The following is a 17688-nucleotide window of genomic DNA, read 5'->3' as shown; positions in this document are numbered from 1 at the left end:
TCAACCCTTCATCAGGGCTTCAATCTCGTCGGCCTTGACCGGCACACCGCGCGTGATCAGCTCGCAACCGGTCTGGGTGACGATGGCGTCGTCTTCGATGCGGATACCGATGTTGTGGAACTTTTCAGGCACGCCCGGCGCGGGCCGCACATACAAGCCCGGCTCAATGGTCAGCACCATGCCAGGCTGCAGGATGCGGCTCGGGCGGTCCTTGATGGACTCGCCGCTGAGCGGGTCTTTGCGCTCGCTGATTTGGCCCACCTGCGAGGGCTCGACATAGCTGCCGCAATCGTGCACATCCATGCCCAGCCAGTGGCCGGTGCGGTGCATGTAAAACTGAAAGTAACTGCGGTTGGCGATCACGTCTTGCGCGAGGCCTACCTTGTTTTTGTCCAGCAAGCCCACATCGAGCAAGCCCTGCGCCAACACGGCCACCGTGGCCTCGTGCGGGTCCACAAAACGGGCACCGGCCTTGGTAGCCGCCACAGCAGCATCTTGCGAAGCCAGCACCAGATCGTACAAAGCGCGTTGCGGCCCGGTGAATGTGCCGTTGGCCGGGAAAGTGCGGGTGATGTCGCTGGCATACCCATCCAACTCGCAGCCCGCATCGATCAAGACCAAATCGCCGTCGCGGATCAAGGCCGTGTCGGCGCGGTAATGCAACACGCAGGCATTGGCCCCGCCCGCCACGATGGAGCCATACGCCGGGTACTGCGAACCGTGCTGACGGAACTCGTGCAACAACTCGGCGTCCAGGTGGTATTCACGCACCTCTTGCCCGGCGCGCAACATGGCGGCGCTGCGCTGCATGGCGCGGATGTGGGCACCAGCGCTGATGGCGCTGGCGCGGCGCATGATGGCCTGCTCGTGCGCGTCTTTGACCAAGCGCATCTCGTCAAGCAAGCTGCACAGATCGCGCTGCTGGTCGGGGCACAAAGCGCCATAGCGCACCCGCGCACGCACCGACTGCAGCCAGCCGTCGACACGGCCCTCCAACCCTGCATGGATGGCAAACGGGTACCAAACGGTGCTGCGGTTTTCCAGCAACTTGGGCATTTGCGCAGCCAGCTCGGCCGACGACAAGGCCCGGCTGAGCCCCAAGGCGGCGGGCGCGGCCTCTGGCCCTAAACGGATGCCGTCCCAGACTTCACGCTCCATGTCTTTGGGCTGGCAAAACAGCGTGGTTTCGCCGTCGGCCGTGATCACCAGCGTGGCGTGCGGCTCGGTGAAACCCGTCAGGTAATAAAAGTAGCTGTCGTGCCGGTACAAAAAGTCACTGTCACGGTTGCGCTGGCGCTCGGGTGCAGTGGGAATGATGGCGATGCCGCCAGTGCCCAATTGGGCAGCCAGGCGGGCGCGGCGGTCGGCGTAGAGGGTATGGGTATTCATTGGTGAATTCTAGAAAAAATGGGGTTTTCCTGCGCTTGCAGATTTGGCGCGCAACGCGCTGTGGTTCTGGCGATGTCAGTTTTGAGCCGCTTGGGCATGCAGCTTCAGGCCCAGTGCACCCATGACTTTCAAAATGGTGTCAAAGCCAGGTGCACGATCACCCGACAAAGCTTTGTACAGGCTTTCACGCGAGAGCCCAGCATCTCGCGCGACTTGTGTCATGCCCTTGGCGCGCGCAATGTCACCCAAAGCTTTGGCAATAAAAGCTGCATCGCCGTTCGCACCGTCCATGCAAGCCTCTAGGTAAGCTGCCATTTCTTCAGGAGTGCGCAGGTGCTCCGCAACGTCATAGCGTGTGGTGTTGGTTTGCATGTTTTTAAGCCTTCAGGTTTTTTGCCAATTTCAAAGCCGTTTTGATGTCGATGGCTTGACTGGATTTGTCACCACCCGCCAAGAGGATCACGATTTCCAGCCCTTGCTGAACGAAGTACACACGATATCCGGGGCCAAAATCAATGCGTAACTCCGACACCCCATCACCGACTGGTTTGACATCACCAGGATTGCCCATCGCCAAACTCGCCACCCTGACCAAAATACGGGCGCGTCCTTGGACATCGCGTAAACCATCTATCCAAGCGGCATAAACATCGGTTTTGCGCATTTGCAACATGAACAGAGTGTATCCCCATGGCTACTTCTGTCAATGACCGAATCAAACTTGTCTCCATTCATGGTGAGTGTCTTTTCGGTACCTCATTGATAAGACGGATTCGAGACAAATCGAAACGCCTTGTATCTGAAGCGGTGTGGTGGGAGCCGCTCAAACTCACGGATAAAGTCCGCCGTGCGGACGACTACGGGCAAAGGATCTGCCATGGTGCCAATCTCCCAGAAGAGGCTCATGGCAGGGCTTCCACCCGTGCCAATGTACGGGGTGAAAAATGCGCCGCTACTGCCAATCAGCGCGCAGGGGCTGGACAAGGGAAGCAGCCGTTGGATTTCCAATCCTTCACTCGCCATGACATGTCAGGTGATCTGTCATGCGTTCAACTGCGCCAGCCGCTCGGGTGTGCCCACATCGGTCCAGTCACCGGCATACACCTCGCCGGTCACTTGTCCCCGGTCCATTGCCGCCCGCAGCAAGGGGGCCAGTGCCAGCGCCACGCCTTGCGGGTTGCCGGCGGGCAGGCCGCAATCGGCAAAAAAGGCGCGTTTGTACAGTGCGATGGTGCTGAAGGTGTGGTCGCAGCCCGCCGCGCCTTTGGGCAGGTTGAGCACCTGGCCTGTTGCCGACAGGCCAAAGTCGCCGCCCTGGTTGTGCGTGGGGTTGGGCACCAGCCACAAATGGGCCAGCGCTGGGCTGGCGGCAAAGCGCTGCACAGCGGCTTGCGTGAAGACAAAGTCGGGCGCAAACACATCGCCCGCCACGACCCAAAACACCTCGGCCAACTGGGGCAGGGCACGCACAATGCCCCCGGCAGTTTCAAGCGCTTGGCCAAAGTCTTGGCCTTCGTTCGAATAGGCGAGGCTCACCTGCGGCAAACCGGGCCAGTCCACCTGGGCGCCAAACTGCGCACTGATTTTTTCACCCAGCCAAGCGGTGTTCACCAATTGGCGACTGAAGTCCCCACGGGCCAAGGCCTGCATCGGCCACTGCATCAGGGGCTGGCCGCGCACGGTCAGCAAGGGCTTGGGGGTGCTGTCGGTGAGCGGGCGCATGCGTTCGCCACGGCCAGCAGCCAAGACCATGGCCTGAGCTTGCAAGCGGGTTGTCGATTCAGCAGGTTCAGCGGTCGGGCCAACGTCAAGGCTGGCTGGGGGGATCGGATTCATGCACCGATGTTGCCATGTTCCGTACGCCTGTTGTTCCTGTTCAAGGCGCAAGAGGCGTGCTTGCGGCGGCTGGGGGGCGTGCTTAACCGCTAAAATCCCGGGTTTTCCCGAATTCATCACCGGAGTTGCCCACATGGCCAATCAACAACAAATGGCAAACGCCATCCGCGCCCTCGCAATGGACGCTGTTCAACAAGCCAACTCGGGTCACCCCGGTGCCCCCATGGGCATGGCCGACATGGCCGTGGCACTGTGGGGCGAGCACCTGCAACACAACCCCAAAAACCCGCACTGGGCCAACCGCGACCGCTTTGTGCTGTCCAACGGCCATGGCTCCATGCTCATTTATTCGGTGCTGCACCTGACGGGCTACAAGCTGTCGGTCGATGACCTGAAAAACTTCCGCACGCTGCACAGCAAAACCGCTGGCCACCCCGAAGTGGGCGTGACCCCTGGCGTTGAGACCACCACCGGCCCCTTGGGCCAAGGCATCACCAACGCCGTGGGCATGGCCTTGGCCGAAAAAATGCTGGCCGCCGAGTTCAACCAACCCGGCCACGCCATCGTCAACCACCACACTTATGTGTTCATGGGTGACGGCTGCCTGATGGAGGGCATCAGCCACGAAGCCGTGGCCCTGGCCGGTGCCTGGAAGCTCAACAAACTGATCGCCCTGTACGACGACAACGGCATCTCGATCGACGGCAAGGTCGCGCCTTGGTTCATCGACAACACGCCCCAGCGCTTTGCCGCCTGCGGCTGGAACGTGATCGACGCCGTAGACGGCCACGACGCTGCTGCCGTGTCGGCCGCAATTGCCACCGCCAAACACAGCGCTGACAAGCCCACCTTGATCGTCTGCAAGACCGCCATCGGCAAGGGCTCGCCCAACCGCGCAGGCACCTCCAAAGCCCACGGCGAGCCTTTGGGTGCCGAAGAAATCAAGTTGACCCGCGAAGCCCTGGGCTGGACGGCTGAACCCTTCAAGATCCCCAAAGAAGTCTATGCAGACTGGGATGCCAAGGCCGCAGGCGTGGCCCGCGAAGCCACCTGGAACACCACTTTTGCAGCGTACAAAGCCGCCTTCCCGGCACAAGCCAAAGAGTTCGTGCGCCGCATGAAGGGCGACTTGCCCAAAAACTTCAACCAAGTGGCATTTGACGCCGTGGTCGCCGCCCACACCAAGGGCGAGACCGTGGCCAGCCGCAAGGCCAGCCAACTGGCGCTGGAAGCCTTCACTGCCGCCCTGCCCGAAATGCTGGGTGGCTCGGCCGACCTGACCGGCTCTAACCTGACCAACACCAAGAGCACCCCCGCCTTCCGCGTGGACTTGGCCGGTGACGTGGTCAAGACCGAAGACGGTCACATTGGCCGCCACATCAACTACGGCGTGCGCGAATTCGGCATGGCCGCCATCATGAACGGCGTAGCCCTGCACGGCGGTTACATCCCTTACGGCGGCACTTTCCTGACCTTCTCTGACTATTCGCGCAACGCCATTCGCATGGCCGCGCTGATGAAGCAGCGCGTCATCCACGTCTTCACGCACGACTCGATTGGCCTGGGCGAAGACGGCCCGACCCACCAATCGATCGAGCACGCCGCCAGCCTGCGCCTGATCCCTGGCCTCGACGTGTGGCGTCCTGCCGACACCGCCGAGACCACCGTGGCCTGGGCCGTGGCCCTGCAAAACGCCAACCGCCCATCGGCCCTGTTGCTCAGCCGCCAAAACCTGGCCTATTCGCCCAAGAACGATCTGGGCGACATCAGCCGTGGCGCCTATGTGCTGTCTGAGCCTGAAAGCGTCGGCATCAAGAAAACCCACGGCGTCATCATCGCTACCGGCTCTGAAGTGCAACTGGCCATGGCCGCGCAAAAGCTGCTGGCCGAACGAAAGATCGGTGTGCGCGTGGTCTCGATGCCCAGCACCAATGTGTTTGACCGTCAGGACACTGAGTACAAGCAAAGCGTGCTGCCCGCAGGCATCCCCCGCGTGGCGGTCGAAATGGGCTCCACCGATGGTTGGTGGAAATACGGCTGCGCTGCCGTGGTCGGTATCGACAGCTACGGCGAGTCGGCACCTGCGCCTGTTTTGTTCAAACACTTCGGCTTCACTGCCGAAAACGTGGCCGATACCGTCCACGCTGCGCTGCTCAAGGCCTGACCTTAGCGCCGCCAGCAGCGCCCTTCGGGGCTCTGCGGGGCCTGTCTGCCATTGACCGGGGACATCTTCAACGCCCAAGAGCGTTGAAGCCTTGTCCGGGAATCAGGCCCATGCAAGGGTCTTGGTTTCAAATCCGGTTACGTAACTGTTTCGTAACTTTCTCCTGAGGCTCTCACCATGACCATCAAGTTGGGTATCAACGGATTCGGCCGCATCGGCCGTCTGGCTTTGCGCGCGGCCCTCAAGCACGGCTATGACGACATCCAGATCGTCGGCATCAACGACCCCAAGCCCGCCGACTACCTGGCCTACATGCTCAAGTACGACAGCGTGCACGGCCGCTTTGATGGCACGGTGGACTTCACCGAAGACACCCTGATCGTCAACGGCAAAAAAATCAAACTCTCGCACGAGCGCGATGCGCACAACCTGCGCTGGGGAGAGATGGGTGTGCACACCGTGCTCGAATGCACCGGCCACTACCTGACCGAGCCCACCAGCCAGATGCACATTGCAGCGGGTGCCAAAAAGGTTGTGATCTCGGCCCCGTCCAAGGACAGCATTCCCATGTTTGTCTATGGCGTGAACCACAAAAAATATGCAGGCGAGGCCATCGTGTCGAATGCGTCATGCACCACCAACTGCCTGGCCCCCGTGGTCAAGGTGCTGAATGACAAATGGGGCATCAAGCGCGGCCTGATGACCACCGTGCACGCCGCAACCGCCAGCCAGATGACGGTGGACGGGTCTTCGCGCAAAGACTGGCGCGGCGGTCGCGGCATTTTGGAAAACATCATCCCCAGCAGCACGGGCGCGGCCAAAGCCGTGGGCGTGGTGATTCCTGAGATCAAAGGCAAGATCACCGGCATGGCCTTCCGTGTGCCGACCTCTGACGTGTCGGTCATTGACCTGACCGTGGAACTGAGCAGCGATGCCAGCTACGCCGAAATCTGCGCTGAAATGAAAGCCCAAAGCGAAGGCGCACTCAAAGGCGTGCTGGGCTACACCGACGAGAAAGTGGTCTCTACCGACTTCCGTGGCGAGCCCTGCGCCAGCGTGTTCGATGCGACTGCAGGCATTGCGCTGGACAAGAGCTTCGTCAAGATCGTGGCTTGGTACGACAACGAATGGGGTTACGCCAAGCAGTGCCTGGAGATGGTGCGGGTGGTGGCTAAGAAGAAGTGAACTGAACGGGCAGGCAACGCCAAGGCTCCCCGCAGGGGCTCAGAGGCGCTTCGCTTTGCCACATCGCCCCCGCGGGGAGCCCTGACGCTGCCATGGGATCGCTCAAAGCGCCTTCGGGCGCTTTTTTCATGGCCGACGGGCGCGTATCCAATCCGCCGCCTTCTCCGCAATCATGATGGTTGGCGCATTGGTGTTGCCGCTCACGATGCGCGGCATGACCGAGGCATCGACCACGCGCAGCCCTGGCACGCCATGCACGCGCAGTTGCGCATCCACCACCGCCATCGCGTCTTGCCCCATGCGGCAAGTGCCCACCGGGTGGTACACCGTGTCGGCGTTTTTCCGAATCCAGTGTTCGAGTTGTTCATCGGTGCGTGCATTGGCTGAGGCTGCCCACTCGCGCCCATAAGCGGCCAGCGCGGGTTGGGCCAGGATGCGCTGGGCTTGGCGAATGCCATCACGCAAGCGCTGCACATCACGCGGTTCGCTCAAAAACTGAGGGTCGATCAGCGGTGCGCTATGGGGGTTGCGGTCAGTCAGTTGCACACGACCACGGCTGTCCGGTTGCAACAAACACACATGCAAAGAGTAGCCATGCCCCAACGTCAGCTGGCGGCCATGGTCCACCAGTTTGGCCACCACAAAGTGCAGCTGAATATCGGGGTGCGCCTCGTCGGGTCGGCTTTTGTAAAACGCACCACCCTCTGCAAAATTGGTGGTCAGCCCCCCAGTACGGTGCTGACGCCAAGCCCACAACGCTTGCAGGGTGCGCCAGGCGCCTCGGGGTGAAACACCAATCAAATCGGTTTGCCCCGGCGCGTCGGCCACCAACACCGCATCGGGGTGGTCGTGCAGGTTTTCACCCACGCCGGGCAAGTGATGCAACACCTCAATGCCCAGACTTTGCAAATGCGCGGCAGGCCCAATGCCCGAACGCATGAGGAGGGCGGGCGACTGGAAAGCGCCTGCACTCAAAATAATTTCGCGCCGCGCGGTCAAGGTCTGCGACTGGCCACCCTGCAAGGTGTGCACCTGCCGCGCCACGCCATCGACCAAGCCAATCCGGTCCACGGTCACGCCGGTCATGACGTGCAAATTGGCACGCGAGCGATTCGGTGTGAGGTAGGCCTTGGCTGCGCTGAAACGCTCGCCCGCGCGTTGGGTGACTTGGTACAGGCCCACACCTTCTTGTGTGGGGCCATTGAAGTCGGTGGTGTGCGCCAAGCCCGCTTGCACACCCGCCTCGACAAAGCGTTGGGCAAACGCATTGGGGCTTTGCAGATCGACCACATTCAAAGGGCCGTTCTGGCCATGCCATTCGTTGTGGATGCGTTCGTTGTGCTCGGCCTTGAGGAAATAGGGCAACACGTCGGCCCATGCCCAGCCAGAGCAACCCCTGTCCACCCACGTGTCGTAGTCGACCTGTTGACCCCGGATATAGGCCATTGCATTGGTTGAGCTGGACCCCCCCAAAGTTCGACCACGCGGCTGGTAGCCAGTGCGCCCCAACAAACCGGGCTGCGGCACCGTGTTGAAGCCTTGCGAGACGATTTCGGTGCGGGCCATGAGCGCAATGCCCGCTGGGCAATGGATCAAGGCGCTGGTGTCGGGCGGCCCGGCCTCGATCAAGGCCACCTGCACCGATGGGTCTTCGCTCAAACGGGCAGCCAGCACACAACCGGCCGAACCTGCACCCACCACGATGTAGTCAAAATTCAAAATGCTCATCTCTCCCTTTCGCTGACGCTGACGCCCTTGGGTCATCGCCGCAACGCAAATCAAAAAGGCTTTTTACCCGGTTTGCTGACTTTGACGTACCGGGTTTGCACGGGCATGGGCATCGGTCAAAGGCCCACATACACCGGCGCAAAGCCACCGCCGGGTGTTCTGAAGTTGGTGGTTTGACCTTGGTACAAACGCGCCGCCAGCGATTGCACCTGCCCGTTGTACGCGTAATTGCGCACATCGAACTTGAGCACTTGCGCCGATTCACCACCCGAGATGGTGCGCTCGCCCGGGGCCACCAAGGCTTGCGCGATGTAACCCCCAGCCAAGATCTCCGCCCAAACGCGGTGGGTTAATTTGTCGCCCCGGTACGCCGCCTTGCCGCCATAGCCCGCAAAGGGCTTGAAGAAATGGTGCTTGCGCTGCGCCCAAAGTTGCTCGACGTTGTCCGGGCTCACCACCACGGTCTGCGGAATGCCGTCCAGCAACACCGCTTGCGTGGCCGCGGGTACACCCATGGCCGTCAACGTCTCTGCCTTGCAGAACAAGGCCAGGTTGCGTTTGTCGGCCAGCAAAGCGTGGGCCTGCGGGTGGGGCGTCAACACCACGGCGTCCTGCAAATAGGCTTCGCGCAGATGGGCATGAGCAGGCTCGCTCAAGGCAAAGTCGGTCAAACGGTTGTAGACCAGATCGATCGCGGTGCCGTCAAAGCAAAGTCGCTTGTCGCGCCAAACCAGTTGCGATGGGTCGGCAATGAACGCCTGCACACCGTGGCGTTTGAACAAACTCTGGAACAGCAAAAACTCCGGGTACAGGTATTGCTGCTCGGGCAAGGCATCGACAATGGCCACCGTCTGCAAAGGGCGGTCAGGCTGAGCCAATCGCCACTCGTTTTGAAACATGGCCACGAAAGCAGACTCCAGCGCATCGACCTGCGCCGCCGTGGGCACCATGGCCTCGATCTCTGGACAGCAGGCACGCTGTGCCCGCGCCAGCAAGGCGTTGAGCAGCGCCCCGCCCGCATTGGTGTTCACCTCGATCAGGCCGAAGCCTTGACCATGTTCGTTGCCATGAACATGAAAGTCATAGCCCATAAACACGCTTTTGGCACGCGTCGGGTGGCGAGCAATCGGGTCCGAGCGGGACAACACTTCTTCGCGGTAAGCCGGCAAAGCGACCACCGACTCCAAAGCCGAAATCAGCCGGGCCATGCGCTGCACCTGAGCTTGGGAAAGCACCACGGGTCGTGCCGAAAAAAGCGAAGGCAAGCGGTCGCGTACCAAGTCAAACAAAGCCGGGTTGCCAATGTCTGCCGCCATGGTCTGCGCCAAGGCTTGGTCGTCCAGGCTGATGCAAAAACATTCGCTGTTGAAGTTGTCGGTGTTGATGTGTGCGGTGTTCACTGGGCAAATCATAGACACCCGGTCAAGCCGGGTGTGACAGAAGGGCCTCGTCATGCCCGACTTGATCGGGCATCCATCTTAAAAAATGAGTTACAAAACCAGAACAAACCGGCTCGCAAGTGAGGTTTTGTAATAAAGTTTCATGATTTCGCATAGGATGGTTACATGTCAGGCACACCCGTTGCGGGTGGGCTACAGCCTAAACCTCCAACGAAAGTGAGACAGACATGACCACCAAAATCGGCATCAACGGATTTGGCCGCATCGGCCGCATGGTGTTCCGCGCAGCGGTGCAAAACTTCAACGACATCGAGATCGTCGGCATCAACGACCTGCTCGAGCCCGATTACCTGGCCTACATGCTGCAGTACGACAGCGTGCATGGCCGCTTCAAGGGCACCGTGGCCGTCGAGGGCAACACCTTGGTCGTGAACGGCAAAAAAATCCGCCTCACGCAAGAGCGCGACCCGGCCAACCTGAAATGGAACGAGGTCGGCGCCGATGTGGTGATCGAATCTACGGGCTTGTTTTTGGACAAAGACAGCGCTGGCAAACACCTGGCCGCAGGCACCAAGAAGGTCGTGATGTCGGCCCCGTCCAAAGACGACACCCCGATGTTTGTGTACGGCGTCAACCACGGCGCGTATGCCGGACAAGCCATCATCAGCAACGCCAGCTGCACCACCAACTGCTTGGCCCCCATCACCAAGGTGCTGAACGACAAATGGGGCATCAAGCGGGGCCTGATGACCACGGTGCACGCGGCCACCGCCACGCAAAAAACCGTGGACAGCCCCAGCAACAAAGACTGGCGCGGCGGTCGCGGCATTTTGGAAAACATCATCCCCAGCAGCACGGGCGCGGCCAAGGCGGTGGGCGTGGTGATTCCTGAGATCAAGGGCAAGCTGACAGGCATGGCGTTTCGCGTGCCCACCTCGGACGTGTCGGTGGTGGACCTGACGGCCGAGCTGAATAGCCCGGCCACCTATGCCGAGATTTGCGCCGAGATGAAAGCCCAAAGCGAAGGTGCACTCAAGGGCGTGCTGGGCTACACCACCGACAAAGTGGTGTCGACCGATTTCCGTGGCGAGGTGTGCACCAGTGTGTTCGATGCCGATGCCGGCATTGCACTGGACAGCACCTTCATCAAGGTGGTGGCCTGGTACGACAACGAGTGGGGTTACTCGAACAAGTGCCTGGAGATGGCACGCGTGGTCGGACGCTGAACCGGCCTTCGCCGGCCATGCCGGTGACACCCCTAAAAAAGGACCGTTCTGTAGAGGAACGGTCCTTTTTTACAGGGCAACTACTGAAGCAGGTGGGCCTTGGCCGATGCTATGCTCAAGACCAGCACCAAAGTTCGCAAACGCAGTGCTTTTGAGCGAACGCTGGCAGCCGCCAGCACTCTGACACCAAACTCCAGGAGATCTTTCCATGTTCAAAAAATCATTGCTGTTGGGCTCCATCATCATGGCCGCCAGTTTGTCCGCATCGGCCAAGGACTGGAAAGAAATCCGCGTCGCCATTGACCCCACCTACAAGCCGTTCACTTACAAAACGGCCGACGGCAAACCCACCGGCTTCGATGTGAAGATCGCGCAAGCCCTGTGCGACAAAGTCAAGGCCAAGTGCGTGTTTGTAGAGCAGCAATGGGACGCGATGATTCCGGGCCTGTTGGCCAAAAAGTACGACACCATCATCTCGTCGATGTCGGTCACCGAAGAGCGCTTGCGCCAAGTGGCCTTCACGGGCAAGTACTACAACACCCCGTCCAAAGTGGTGGTGCGCAAAGACATCAAAACCGATGGCAGCCCCGCCAGCCTGACTGGTAAAAAGATCGGTGTTCTGAAAGGCTCCACCCAAGAAAAATACGCCAAGGGCGAATTGGCCAAAGCAGGCGTGAACGTGGTGGGCTATGACGCGCAAGACCAGGTTTATCTCGACATCAAGGCGGGCCGTTTGGACGGCACTGTGGCCGATGTGGTGGAAGTGCAAGGCGGCTTTTTGGACACCCCAGATGGCAAGAACTATGTCTATGTCGGCCAGCCTTTGCGCATCAAAAAATACTTTGGCGAAGGCGTGGGCGTGGCCATGCGCAAGGGTGACAAAGACCTGAAAGAAGCGCTGGACAAAGCCATCAAAGACATCCGTGCTGACGGCACTTGGAAAAAAATCGCCGACGAATTTGTCCCCGGTGTGGACATCTGGGGCGAGTGATCGCGCAGCGCAAGCGCCTGCATGACGCCTTACCTCCTCAGCATCCTTGAAGGTTCGCTGCTCGTCCTTCAGGTCGGGCTGGCGTCTTTGGTGGTGGCTGTTGTGTTGGGCATGGCCGGGGCTTTGGCCAAAACATCGGACCGCCCCATGGCCGTATGGGTGGCCGATGTTTACGCCACAGTGATCCGTGGCGTTCCCGATTTGGTGTTGATGCTGCTGCTGTTTTATGGCGGGCAAATGGGGCTCAATGCCCTGCTCGAAGCGCTGGGCGACTGGCCCGCCATCGAGATCGACCCTTTTGCTGCAGGCGTGCTGACCATCGGCTTCATTTATGGGGCTTACATGACCGAGACCTTTCGCGGGGCGATTTTGGCCATCCCCAAAGGTCAAATGGAAGCGGCCATGGCTTTTGGCATGCGGCCTTGGCAGGTTTTTTGGCGCATCACTTTGCCGCAAATGATCCGTCTGGCCTTGCCCGGTTTCACCAACAACTGGTTGGTGTTGATGAAGTCCACCGCCTTGGTGTCTTTGCTGGGTTTGCAAGACATGACTTATCTGGCCAAACAAGCCGGGGCTGCCGCCCGTGGCGAAATCACCAATGCGCCACTGCTGTTTCTGGCCTTTGCGGCTTTGCTGTATTTGGCCATGACCTCGGTGTCGATGTGGGTGCTCGGTTGGCTCGAAAAGAAATACAGCATGGGCGTTCGGCAGGAGCGCGGCTAGATGGAATTTGACGTCATCTTGCGCCCCGAAAATCTGCGCATGTACTGGGAAGGCTGCGTCAACTCACTGGCGCTGTTGCTGGTGTCCTTGTGCGCAGGCGGCTTGCTGTCTTTGCCCATGGCGCTGGCCCGCGTGTCTGCGCGGGCTTGGTTGCGCGGGCCTGTGTGGTTGTTCACTTATGTGCTGCGCGGCACGCCATTGCTGATTCAGGTCTACCTGATCTATTACGGCTTAGGCCAGATGGAATACATCCAAGCGCGGTGGGACGATTCTTGGCTTTGGCGTGGCTTCAAAGAGCCGTTTTTCTGTGCCGCACTGGCGTTTTCATTGAACACCTGCGCCTACACCACCGAACTGCTGGCCGGGGCCATCCGCCATGTGCCTGCAGGCGAGCTCGAAGCGGCCCGCGCCTGTGGCCTGAGCGAGTGGGCCTGCATCCGCCGCATCGTCTTGCCATCGGCCCTGCGCCGCAGCTTGCCGGGTTATTCCAACGAAGTGATCATGATGCTGCACAGCACCTCGCTGGCCAGCACGGTACCGGCCTTGCTCGACATCACGGGCGCAGCGCGTTCAATTTATGCCGACTTTTACCTGCCGTTTGAGGCCTTCATCAGCGCAGGCCTGATTTACCTGTCATTGACCTTGGTGTTGGTGCAGTTGTTTCGCCTGGCTGAACAACGCTGGTTCGCCCATCTGCGGCCACGCCAGAGCGTTTAAACGCCCCCTTTTTGAGCACCCCCTGTGGATACCCGCCAACACCACCTGATCTCGCCCGCTTGTGGCACTGCACGCAGCCTGCACAGCTGGCATTTTGGTGCGCCGGGCGCTGGCCCCAAGGTCTACATTCAGGCCAGCCTGCATGCCGACGAATTGCCGGGCATGCTGGTGATCCAGCACCTGCGCCAGCATTTGCAACAAGCCGAGGCCGCAGGCCAATTGCGCGGCCAAGTGGTGCTGGTGCCCATGGCCAACCCGATCGGGCTTGACCAGACTTGGCTGCAATTGCAAATGGGGCGCTTTGAGATGGCCAGTGGCCAAAACTTCAACCGCCATTACCCGGTGTGGGTCGATTGGCTGCGCGAAAACGGCCACGATGTGGCCACGCAGTTGGGGCCCGACGCGCAGGCCAATGTGCGCACCGTGCGCCAAGCCATGCACCAAGCCCTGCTGCGCCACCCGCCCACCACCGAGCTGGACAGCCTGCGCCACACGCTGATGGGCTTGGCGTGTGATGCCGATGTGGTGCTCGACCTGCATTGCGACTTTGAAGCCGTTGTGCACCTGTACATGGAGCCCGAATGCGAGCCAGGCCTCAGGTCCCTGGCCCCATGGTTGGGGGCGCAAGCGGTGCTGCTGGCGCGTGGCACAGGCGCGCACTGTTTTGATGAATCGCTCAGCGGTGTTTGGTGGCAATTGCGCGAATCGCTGCTGGCCAGCCATGGCAGCGAATTTGTGGCCACGCACCCGCTGCCGCAAGCGTGCTTGAGCACCACCGTGGAGTTGCGCGGCCAAGCCGATGTGAGCGACGCGCTGGCCTCGCGCGACAGCCAGGCCTTGCTGGCTTTTTTGACCGACATGCAAGTGCTTGAAGGGCCCGATCACGGCCCGGCGCCGCAGCCGCTGTGCCAGCCCACACCTTTGTCGGGCTCGCAATACCTACACGCCCCCTGCGCCGGGGTGGTGAGTTTTCAGCGCCAACCAGGCGACCGGGTGCAACCCGGCGACGTGATCGCTCGGGTGGTCAACCCGATCACCGCACAAAGCCAGCTGGTTTGCAGCGACACCGACGGCGTGCTCTACACCCGGCACAACTTACGTTGGGCCACCACGGGCATGGAACTGGCCAAAATTTCGGGCTCCACACCCAGGCGCACAGGGGCCTTGTTGGGCCCTTGAACCTCAACATGCCTTTCGCCCTTTTTTCGGAACACACCCCATGAGCATCAAGCTCCAAGTTCAAGACATCCACAAACGCTTTGGCACCCACGAGGTGCTCAAAGGGGTCTCGCTCACGGCCAAAGCGGGGGATGTCATCAGCATCATTGGCTCCAGCGGCTCGGGCAAAAGCACGTTTTTGCGCTGCATCAACCTGCTGGAGCGCCCCAACAGCGGCAGCATCAGCGTCGCAGGTGAAGCGCTGTCGCTCAGCCCAGGGACCGATGGCCTGCTGCACGCGACACATCCGCGCCAACTGGAGCGCTTGCGCACCCGCTTGGGCATGGTGTTTCAGCATTTCAATTTGTGGAGCCACATGACGGCGCTGGAAAACGTCATGGAGGCGCCCATGCAAGTGCTGGGCTTGAGCAAAGCCCAGGCCCGCGAGCGGGCCGAGGTCTACCTGGACAAAGTGGGCCTAAAGCACCAAGCCATGCAACACTACCCGGCCCACATTTCGGGCGGCATGCAGCAACGCGTGGCCATTGCACGCGCACTGGCCATGGAGCCCGAGGTGATGTTGTTTGACGAGCCCACCTCGGCCCTCGACCCTGAGCTGGTGGGCGAGGTGCTGCGCGTGATGCAAGCGCTGGCCCAAGAAGGCCGAACCATGGTGGTGGTGACGCACGAAATGGGCTTTGCCCGCGAGGTCTCCAGCGAGGTGATGTTTTTGCACCAAGGCCGGGTCGAAGAACAAGGCGCACCCCAAGACATCTTGCTGCAGCCGCGCAGCGAACGCCTGCAACAGTTTTTGTCTGGCCACCTGAAGTGAGCCGCCACACGCGCCGCGAAAACGCAGGCCCTTGACCATGCACACCTTGGAACAACTGCGCAGCGGCGCTTTGGCGGGCACGCGCCGCCTGGACTTGGCCTGTGACCTGACCGAGTTGCCCGACGACATTTGGGCGCTGGCCGACACGCTGGAGGTGCTCAACCTGAGCGGCAATCGGCTGCGCGATTTGCCGCACCAACTGCCACGCCTGCACAAATTGCAAGTGCTGTTTGCCTCCGACAATGACTTTGAGTTGCTGCCCGAAGTGCTGGGCGATTGCCCTCAGCTGCAAGTGGTCGGCTTCAAGGCCAACCGCATCGCTCAGTTGCCCCCCGCCGCACTGCCCCCCGCTTTGCGCTGGCTGATCCTGACCGACAACGCGCTGGGCCACTTGCCCACCGCACTGGGCGAGCGGCCCGCTTTGCAAAAGCTGATGCTGGCGGGCAACCGGCTCACGGCTTTACCCGAGAGCCTGCAAGCCGCCCAGCGCTTGGAGCTGCTGCGCATCTCGGCCAACCGCCTGAGCGCGGTGCCTGTCTGGTTGACCGAATGGCCACGCCTGTCTTGGCTGGCCTTGGCAGGCAACGCCATGGGCTGGGATTTGCCCAACGAAACAGCCTTGCCCGAAGTGCCGTGGGCTGCATTGCGCTTGGGTGCCTTGTTGGGCGAGGGCGCTTCGGGCCACATCCACCGCGTGCAGGCCTCGGGCTGGCCGCAGCCGCTGGCACTCAAGCTGTTCAAGGGCGAGGTGACCAGCGACGGATTGCCGCAAGACGAATTGGCCGCCTGCTTGGCAGCGGGCGAGCACCCGAGCCTGACCACCCCCGTGGCGCGGCTGACCGAGCACCCGGCGCAGGCCTCAGGCCTGTTGATGCCCTTGATCCCCGCCACCCATGTCAACCTGGCCGGGCCACCCAGTTTGCAAAGCTGCACACGCGACGTGTACCCCAGCGGCTTGCGCATGCCACACCGCCTGGCGCTGGGCATCGCACGCGATGTGGCCAATGCAGTGGCGCACTTGCACCGGCGTGGCGTGATGCATGGCGATTTGTATGCGCACAACATCTTGATCGACCCGGTACATGGCCACGCGCGGCTGGGCGACTTTGGCGCAGCCACGCGGCTGCCGATGGACCAGCCCGATCTGCGCCAGCGTTTGCAGGCCATCGAAGTGCGGGCCTTTGGCTGTTTGCTGCAAGAGCTGGCCGACCACACCACGGCAACAGTGCCTGTGGCCATGCCTGAGGCCACGTCTGAAGCCTTGCAAGCGCTGGCCCACGCTTGCCTGTCGCCTGTGCCCAGCGAACGGCCAGGTATGTCCGACGTGGCCGCGCAATGTGGGGCGCTGGCGAACGCACTGGCGGCCTGAGTCGCAGCGCTCAATCCAAAAATCGCGCCCGCAACTCGGGCGGCGGGACCATGCAATGTTCGGCCCGCCCGAACAGCCGATAACGGTTGCGGGCCAGCCAGCGGTAAAGCGCATCGCGCAGCGCCGCAGGCACCCACCGCGCCAAGCCCGCCACTCGCCAAGGCCAGCCCAGCAGGCGCAAGATGCGCAGCACCGCATCGGTGTTCTGCCAGTGCTCGCGGCCATCCACCAGCAGCAAGGTCTCCAAGCCCTCCAGCTGCAAGCCCGCTTGTTGCAGCAGCGCTTGACCCGTGCGGCCCTGGATCGCGGCGAAACAGAACACACCGCGCCGGTCGTGTCGCAGCAAAAATCGCACCCAAGCGTTGCAAAACAGGCATTGCCCGTCAAACACCACGATCAGCGGGCGAGATGTGTTGGGCATGCTCACAGCGCCAATGCCGTTGTGTTCTTGACTTCTTCCATGACCGCGTAGGTGCGCGTTTCGCGCACGCCGGGCAGCTGCCACAGCACCGTGCCCGCAAATTCGCGGTAGGCGTTCATGTCGGCGGCGCGGGTTTTAAGCAAATAGTCAAAGCCTCCGGCCACCATGTGGCACTCCAGGATCTCGGGCCTCACCTGCACCGCCGCCTTGAACTGCTCAAACACATTGGGGCTGGTGCGGTCGAGCAGGATTTCGACGAACACCATCATGCCCGCGCCCAATTTGAGCGGGTTCAAACGCGCTTCGTAGCCGAGGATGAAACCCTCGCGCGTGAGCCGCTGCACCCGCGCCAACACCGCTGTGGGCGACAAGGCCACGCCTTCGGCCAGTTTCAAGTTGCTGATGCGGCCATCGCGCTGCAACAAGTCAAGGATGCGGCGGTCGATGCGGTCGATGTCCGGGGTTTCGGTGCTCATGCTTCACATTATTCATTTAAATCAAATAATTTCAGTGAAATATTTGGTCTTTAATCCGGATGATGGCGATTCA

General features: G+C 61.1%; 17 protein-coding genes. 9 read left to right on the top strand and 8 right to left on the bottom strand.

The features are described from left to right. From ACZ5RG_RS14710 to ACZ5RG_RS14695, 4 genes are all read right to left on the bottom strand, one after another. Positions 1-1389, bottom strand: a complete 1389-nt coding sequence (locus ACZ5RG_RS14710; RefSeq protein ID WP_464447450.1) for an aminopeptidase P N-terminal domain-containing protein — start codon at positions 1387-1389, stop codon at positions 1-3. 75 nt (positions 1390-1464) lie between these two features. After that, a complete protein-coding gene (locus ACZ5RG_RS14705; protein ID WP_298602682.1) occupies positions 1465-1761 on the bottom strand; it encodes an addiction module antidote protein in 297 nt (98 codons plus the stop codon). Between the two features lie 4 nt (positions 1762-1765). Beyond that, positions 1766-2062 carry a type II toxin-antitoxin system RelE/ParE family toxin gene (locus ACZ5RG_RS14700; RefSeq protein WP_464447449.1) on the bottom strand — a complete coding sequence of 99 codons (297 nt, stop codon included), beginning with the start codon at positions 2060-2062 and terminating at the stop codon, positions 1766-1768. Between the two features lie 368 nt (positions 2063-2430). Continuing rightward, the gene (locus ACZ5RG_RS14695; protein ID WP_464448220.1) at positions 2431-3141 is read right to left on the bottom strand and encodes a nucleotidyltransferase family protein; all 711 of its coding nucleotides are present in this window, start codon (positions 3139-3141) and stop codon (positions 2431-2433) included. 217 nt (positions 3142-3358) lie between these two features. On the opposite strand from ACZ5RG_RS14695, the gene tkt reads away from it, so the two are divergent. Then, a complete protein-coding gene (gene tkt / locus ACZ5RG_RS14690) occupies positions 3359-5389 on the top strand; it encodes a transketolase (protein WP_464447448.1) in 2031 nt (676 codons plus the stop codon). Positions 5390-5566: 177 nt separating this feature from the next. After that, on the top strand, positions 5567-6574 hold the full coding sequence (gene gap / locus ACZ5RG_RS14685) for a type I glyceraldehyde-3-phosphate dehydrogenase (protein ID WP_019429914.1): 1008 nt from the start codon (positions 5567-5569) through the stop codon (positions 6572-6574). A 126-nt stretch (positions 6575-6700) separates the two neighbouring features. On the opposite strand, the gene ACZ5RG_RS14680 is transcribed toward gap (ACZ5RG_RS14685), so the two are convergent. Together ACZ5RG_RS14680 and ACZ5RG_RS14675 are read right to left on the bottom strand one after the other, a co-directional pair. Next, positions 6701-8302 carry a GMC family oxidoreductase gene (locus tag ACZ5RG_RS14680; protein WP_464447447.1) on the bottom strand — a complete coding sequence of 534 codons (1602 nt, stop codon included), beginning with the start codon at positions 8300-8302 and terminating at the stop codon, positions 6701-6703. Positions 8303-8418: 116 nt separating this feature from the next. Next, on the bottom strand, positions 8419-9702 hold the full coding sequence (locus ACZ5RG_RS14675) for a hypothetical protein (protein ID WP_464447446.1): 1284 nt from the start codon (positions 9700-9702) through the stop codon (positions 8419-8421). A gap of 227 nt (positions 9703-9929) precedes the next feature. On the opposite strand from ACZ5RG_RS14675, the gene gap (ACZ5RG_RS14670) reads away from it, so the two are divergent. The 7 genes from gap (ACZ5RG_RS14670) to ACZ5RG_RS14640 all read left to right on the top strand — a co-directional run bounded on the left by gap (ACZ5RG_RS14670) (position 9930) and on the right by ACZ5RG_RS14640 (position 16718). Next, a complete protein-coding gene (gap, locus tag ACZ5RG_RS14670) occupies positions 9930-10928 on the top strand; it encodes a type I glyceraldehyde-3-phosphate dehydrogenase (RefSeq protein ID WP_464447445.1) in 999 nt (332 codons plus the stop codon). 208 nt (positions 10929-11136) lie between these two features. Next, the gene (locus ACZ5RG_RS14665) at positions 11137-11919 is read left to right on the top strand and encodes a transporter substrate-binding domain-containing protein (protein ID WP_464447444.1); all 783 of its coding nucleotides are present in this window, start codon (positions 11137-11139) and stop codon (positions 11917-11919) included. Between the two features lie 21 nt (positions 11920-11940). Beyond that, positions 11941-12642, top strand: a complete 702-nt coding sequence (locus tag ACZ5RG_RS14660; RefSeq protein WP_312259768.1) for an ABC transporter permease — start codon at positions 11941-11943, stop codon at positions 12640-12642. Next, the gene (locus tag ACZ5RG_RS14655) at positions 12643-13359 is read left to right on the top strand and encodes an ABC transporter permease (RefSeq protein ID WP_464447443.1); all 717 of its coding nucleotides are present in this window, start codon (positions 12643-12645) and stop codon (positions 13357-13359) included. Between the two features lie 24 nt (positions 13360-13383). Then, positions 13384-14538: a succinylglutamate desuccinylase/aspartoacylase family protein gene (locus ACZ5RG_RS14650; RefSeq protein ID WP_464447442.1), complete on the top strand. Its 1155-nt coding sequence runs from the start codon at positions 13384-13386 to the stop codon at positions 14536-14538. Positions 14539-14578: 40 nt separating this feature from the next. Beyond that, positions 14579-15349: an ABC transporter ATP-binding protein gene (locus ACZ5RG_RS14645; protein ID WP_298602714.1), complete on the top strand. Its 771-nt coding sequence runs from the start codon at positions 14579-14581 to the stop codon at positions 15347-15349. Positions 15350-15386: 37 nt separating this feature from the next. Then, positions 15387-16718, top strand: coding sequence for a leucine-rich repeat-containing protein kinase family protein (locus ACZ5RG_RS14640; protein ID WP_464447441.1), 1332 nt, complete (start codon positions 15387-15389; stop codon positions 16716-16718). Positions 16719-16728: 10 nt separating this feature from the next. Here the strand turns inward: ACZ5RG_RS14640 and ACZ5RG_RS14635 are convergent, their stop codons facing one another. Together ACZ5RG_RS14635 and ACZ5RG_RS14630 are read right to left on the bottom strand one after the other, a co-directional pair. Then, the gene (locus tag ACZ5RG_RS14635) at positions 16729-17118 is read right to left on the bottom strand and encodes a thiol-disulfide oxidoreductase DCC family protein (protein WP_298602776.1); all 390 of its coding nucleotides are present in this window, start codon (positions 17116-17118) and stop codon (positions 16729-16731) included. A gap of 23 nt (positions 17119-17141) precedes the next feature. Further along, positions 17142-17615: an Lrp/AsnC ligand binding domain-containing protein gene (locus ACZ5RG_RS14630; protein WP_312259765.1), complete on the bottom strand. Its 474-nt coding sequence runs from the start codon at positions 17613-17615 to the stop codon at positions 17142-17144. Positions 17616-17688: the final 73 nt, after the last annotated feature.

The organism is Limnohabitans sp. TEGF005 (assembly GCF_055394835.1).
The sequence above is the reverse complement of the archived record's forward strand: the minus strand, read 5'-3'. Positions and strand labels throughout refer to the sequence as shown.

Excerpts from the sequence above, each read along its gene's own strand:
- ACZ5RG_RS14710 (WP_464447450.1), bottom strand. The coding sequence starts at position 1,389 with ATGAATACCCATACCCTCTACGCCGACCGCCGCGCCCGCCTGGCTGCC.
- ACZ5RG_RS14705 (WP_298602682.1), bottom strand. The coding sequence starts at position 1,761 with ATGCAAACCAACACCACACGCTATGACGTTGCGGAGCACCTGCGCACT.
- ACZ5RG_RS14700 (WP_464447449.1), bottom strand. The coding sequence starts at position 2,062 with ATGTTGCAAATGCGCAAAACCGATGTTTATGCCGCTTGGATAGATGGT.
- ACZ5RG_RS14695 (WP_464448220.1), bottom strand. The coding sequence starts at position 3,141 with ATGGTCTTGGCTGCTGGCCGTGGCGAACGCATGCGCCCGCTCACCGAC.
- tkt (WP_464447448.1), top strand. The coding sequence starts at position 3,359 with ATGGCCAATCAACAACAAATGGCAAACGCCATCCGCGCCCTCGCAATG.
- gap (WP_019429914.1), top strand. The coding sequence starts at position 5,567 with ATGACCATCAAGTTGGGTATCAACGGATTCGGCCGCATCGGCCGTCTG.
- ACZ5RG_RS14680 (WP_464447447.1), bottom strand. The coding sequence starts at position 8,302 with ATGAGCATTTTGAATTTTGACTACATCGTGGTGGGTGCAGGTTCGGCC.
- gap (WP_464447445.1), top strand. The coding sequence starts at position 9,930 with ATGACCACCAAAATCGGCATCAACGGATTTGGCCGCATCGGCCGCATG.
- ACZ5RG_RS14665 (WP_464447444.1), top strand. The coding sequence starts at position 11,137 with ATGTTCAAAAAATCATTGCTGTTGGGCTCCATCATCATGGCCGCCAGT.
- ACZ5RG_RS14660 (WP_312259768.1), top strand. The coding sequence starts at position 11,941 with ATGACGCCTTACCTCCTCAGCATCCTTGAAGGTTCGCTGCTCGTCCTT.
- ACZ5RG_RS14655 (WP_464447443.1), top strand. The coding sequence starts at position 12,643 with ATGGAATTTGACGTCATCTTGCGCCCCGAAAATCTGCGCATGTACTGG.
- ACZ5RG_RS14645 (WP_298602714.1), top strand. The coding sequence starts at position 14,579 with ATGAGCATCAAGCTCCAAGTTCAAGACATCCACAAACGCTTTGGCACC.
- ACZ5RG_RS14640 (WP_464447441.1), top strand. The coding sequence starts at position 15,387 with ATGCACACCTTGGAACAACTGCGCAGCGGCGCTTTGGCGGGCACGCGC.
- ACZ5RG_RS14630 (WP_312259765.1), bottom strand. The coding sequence starts at position 17,615 with ATGAGCACCGAAACCCCGGACATCGACCGCATCGACCGCCGCATCCTT.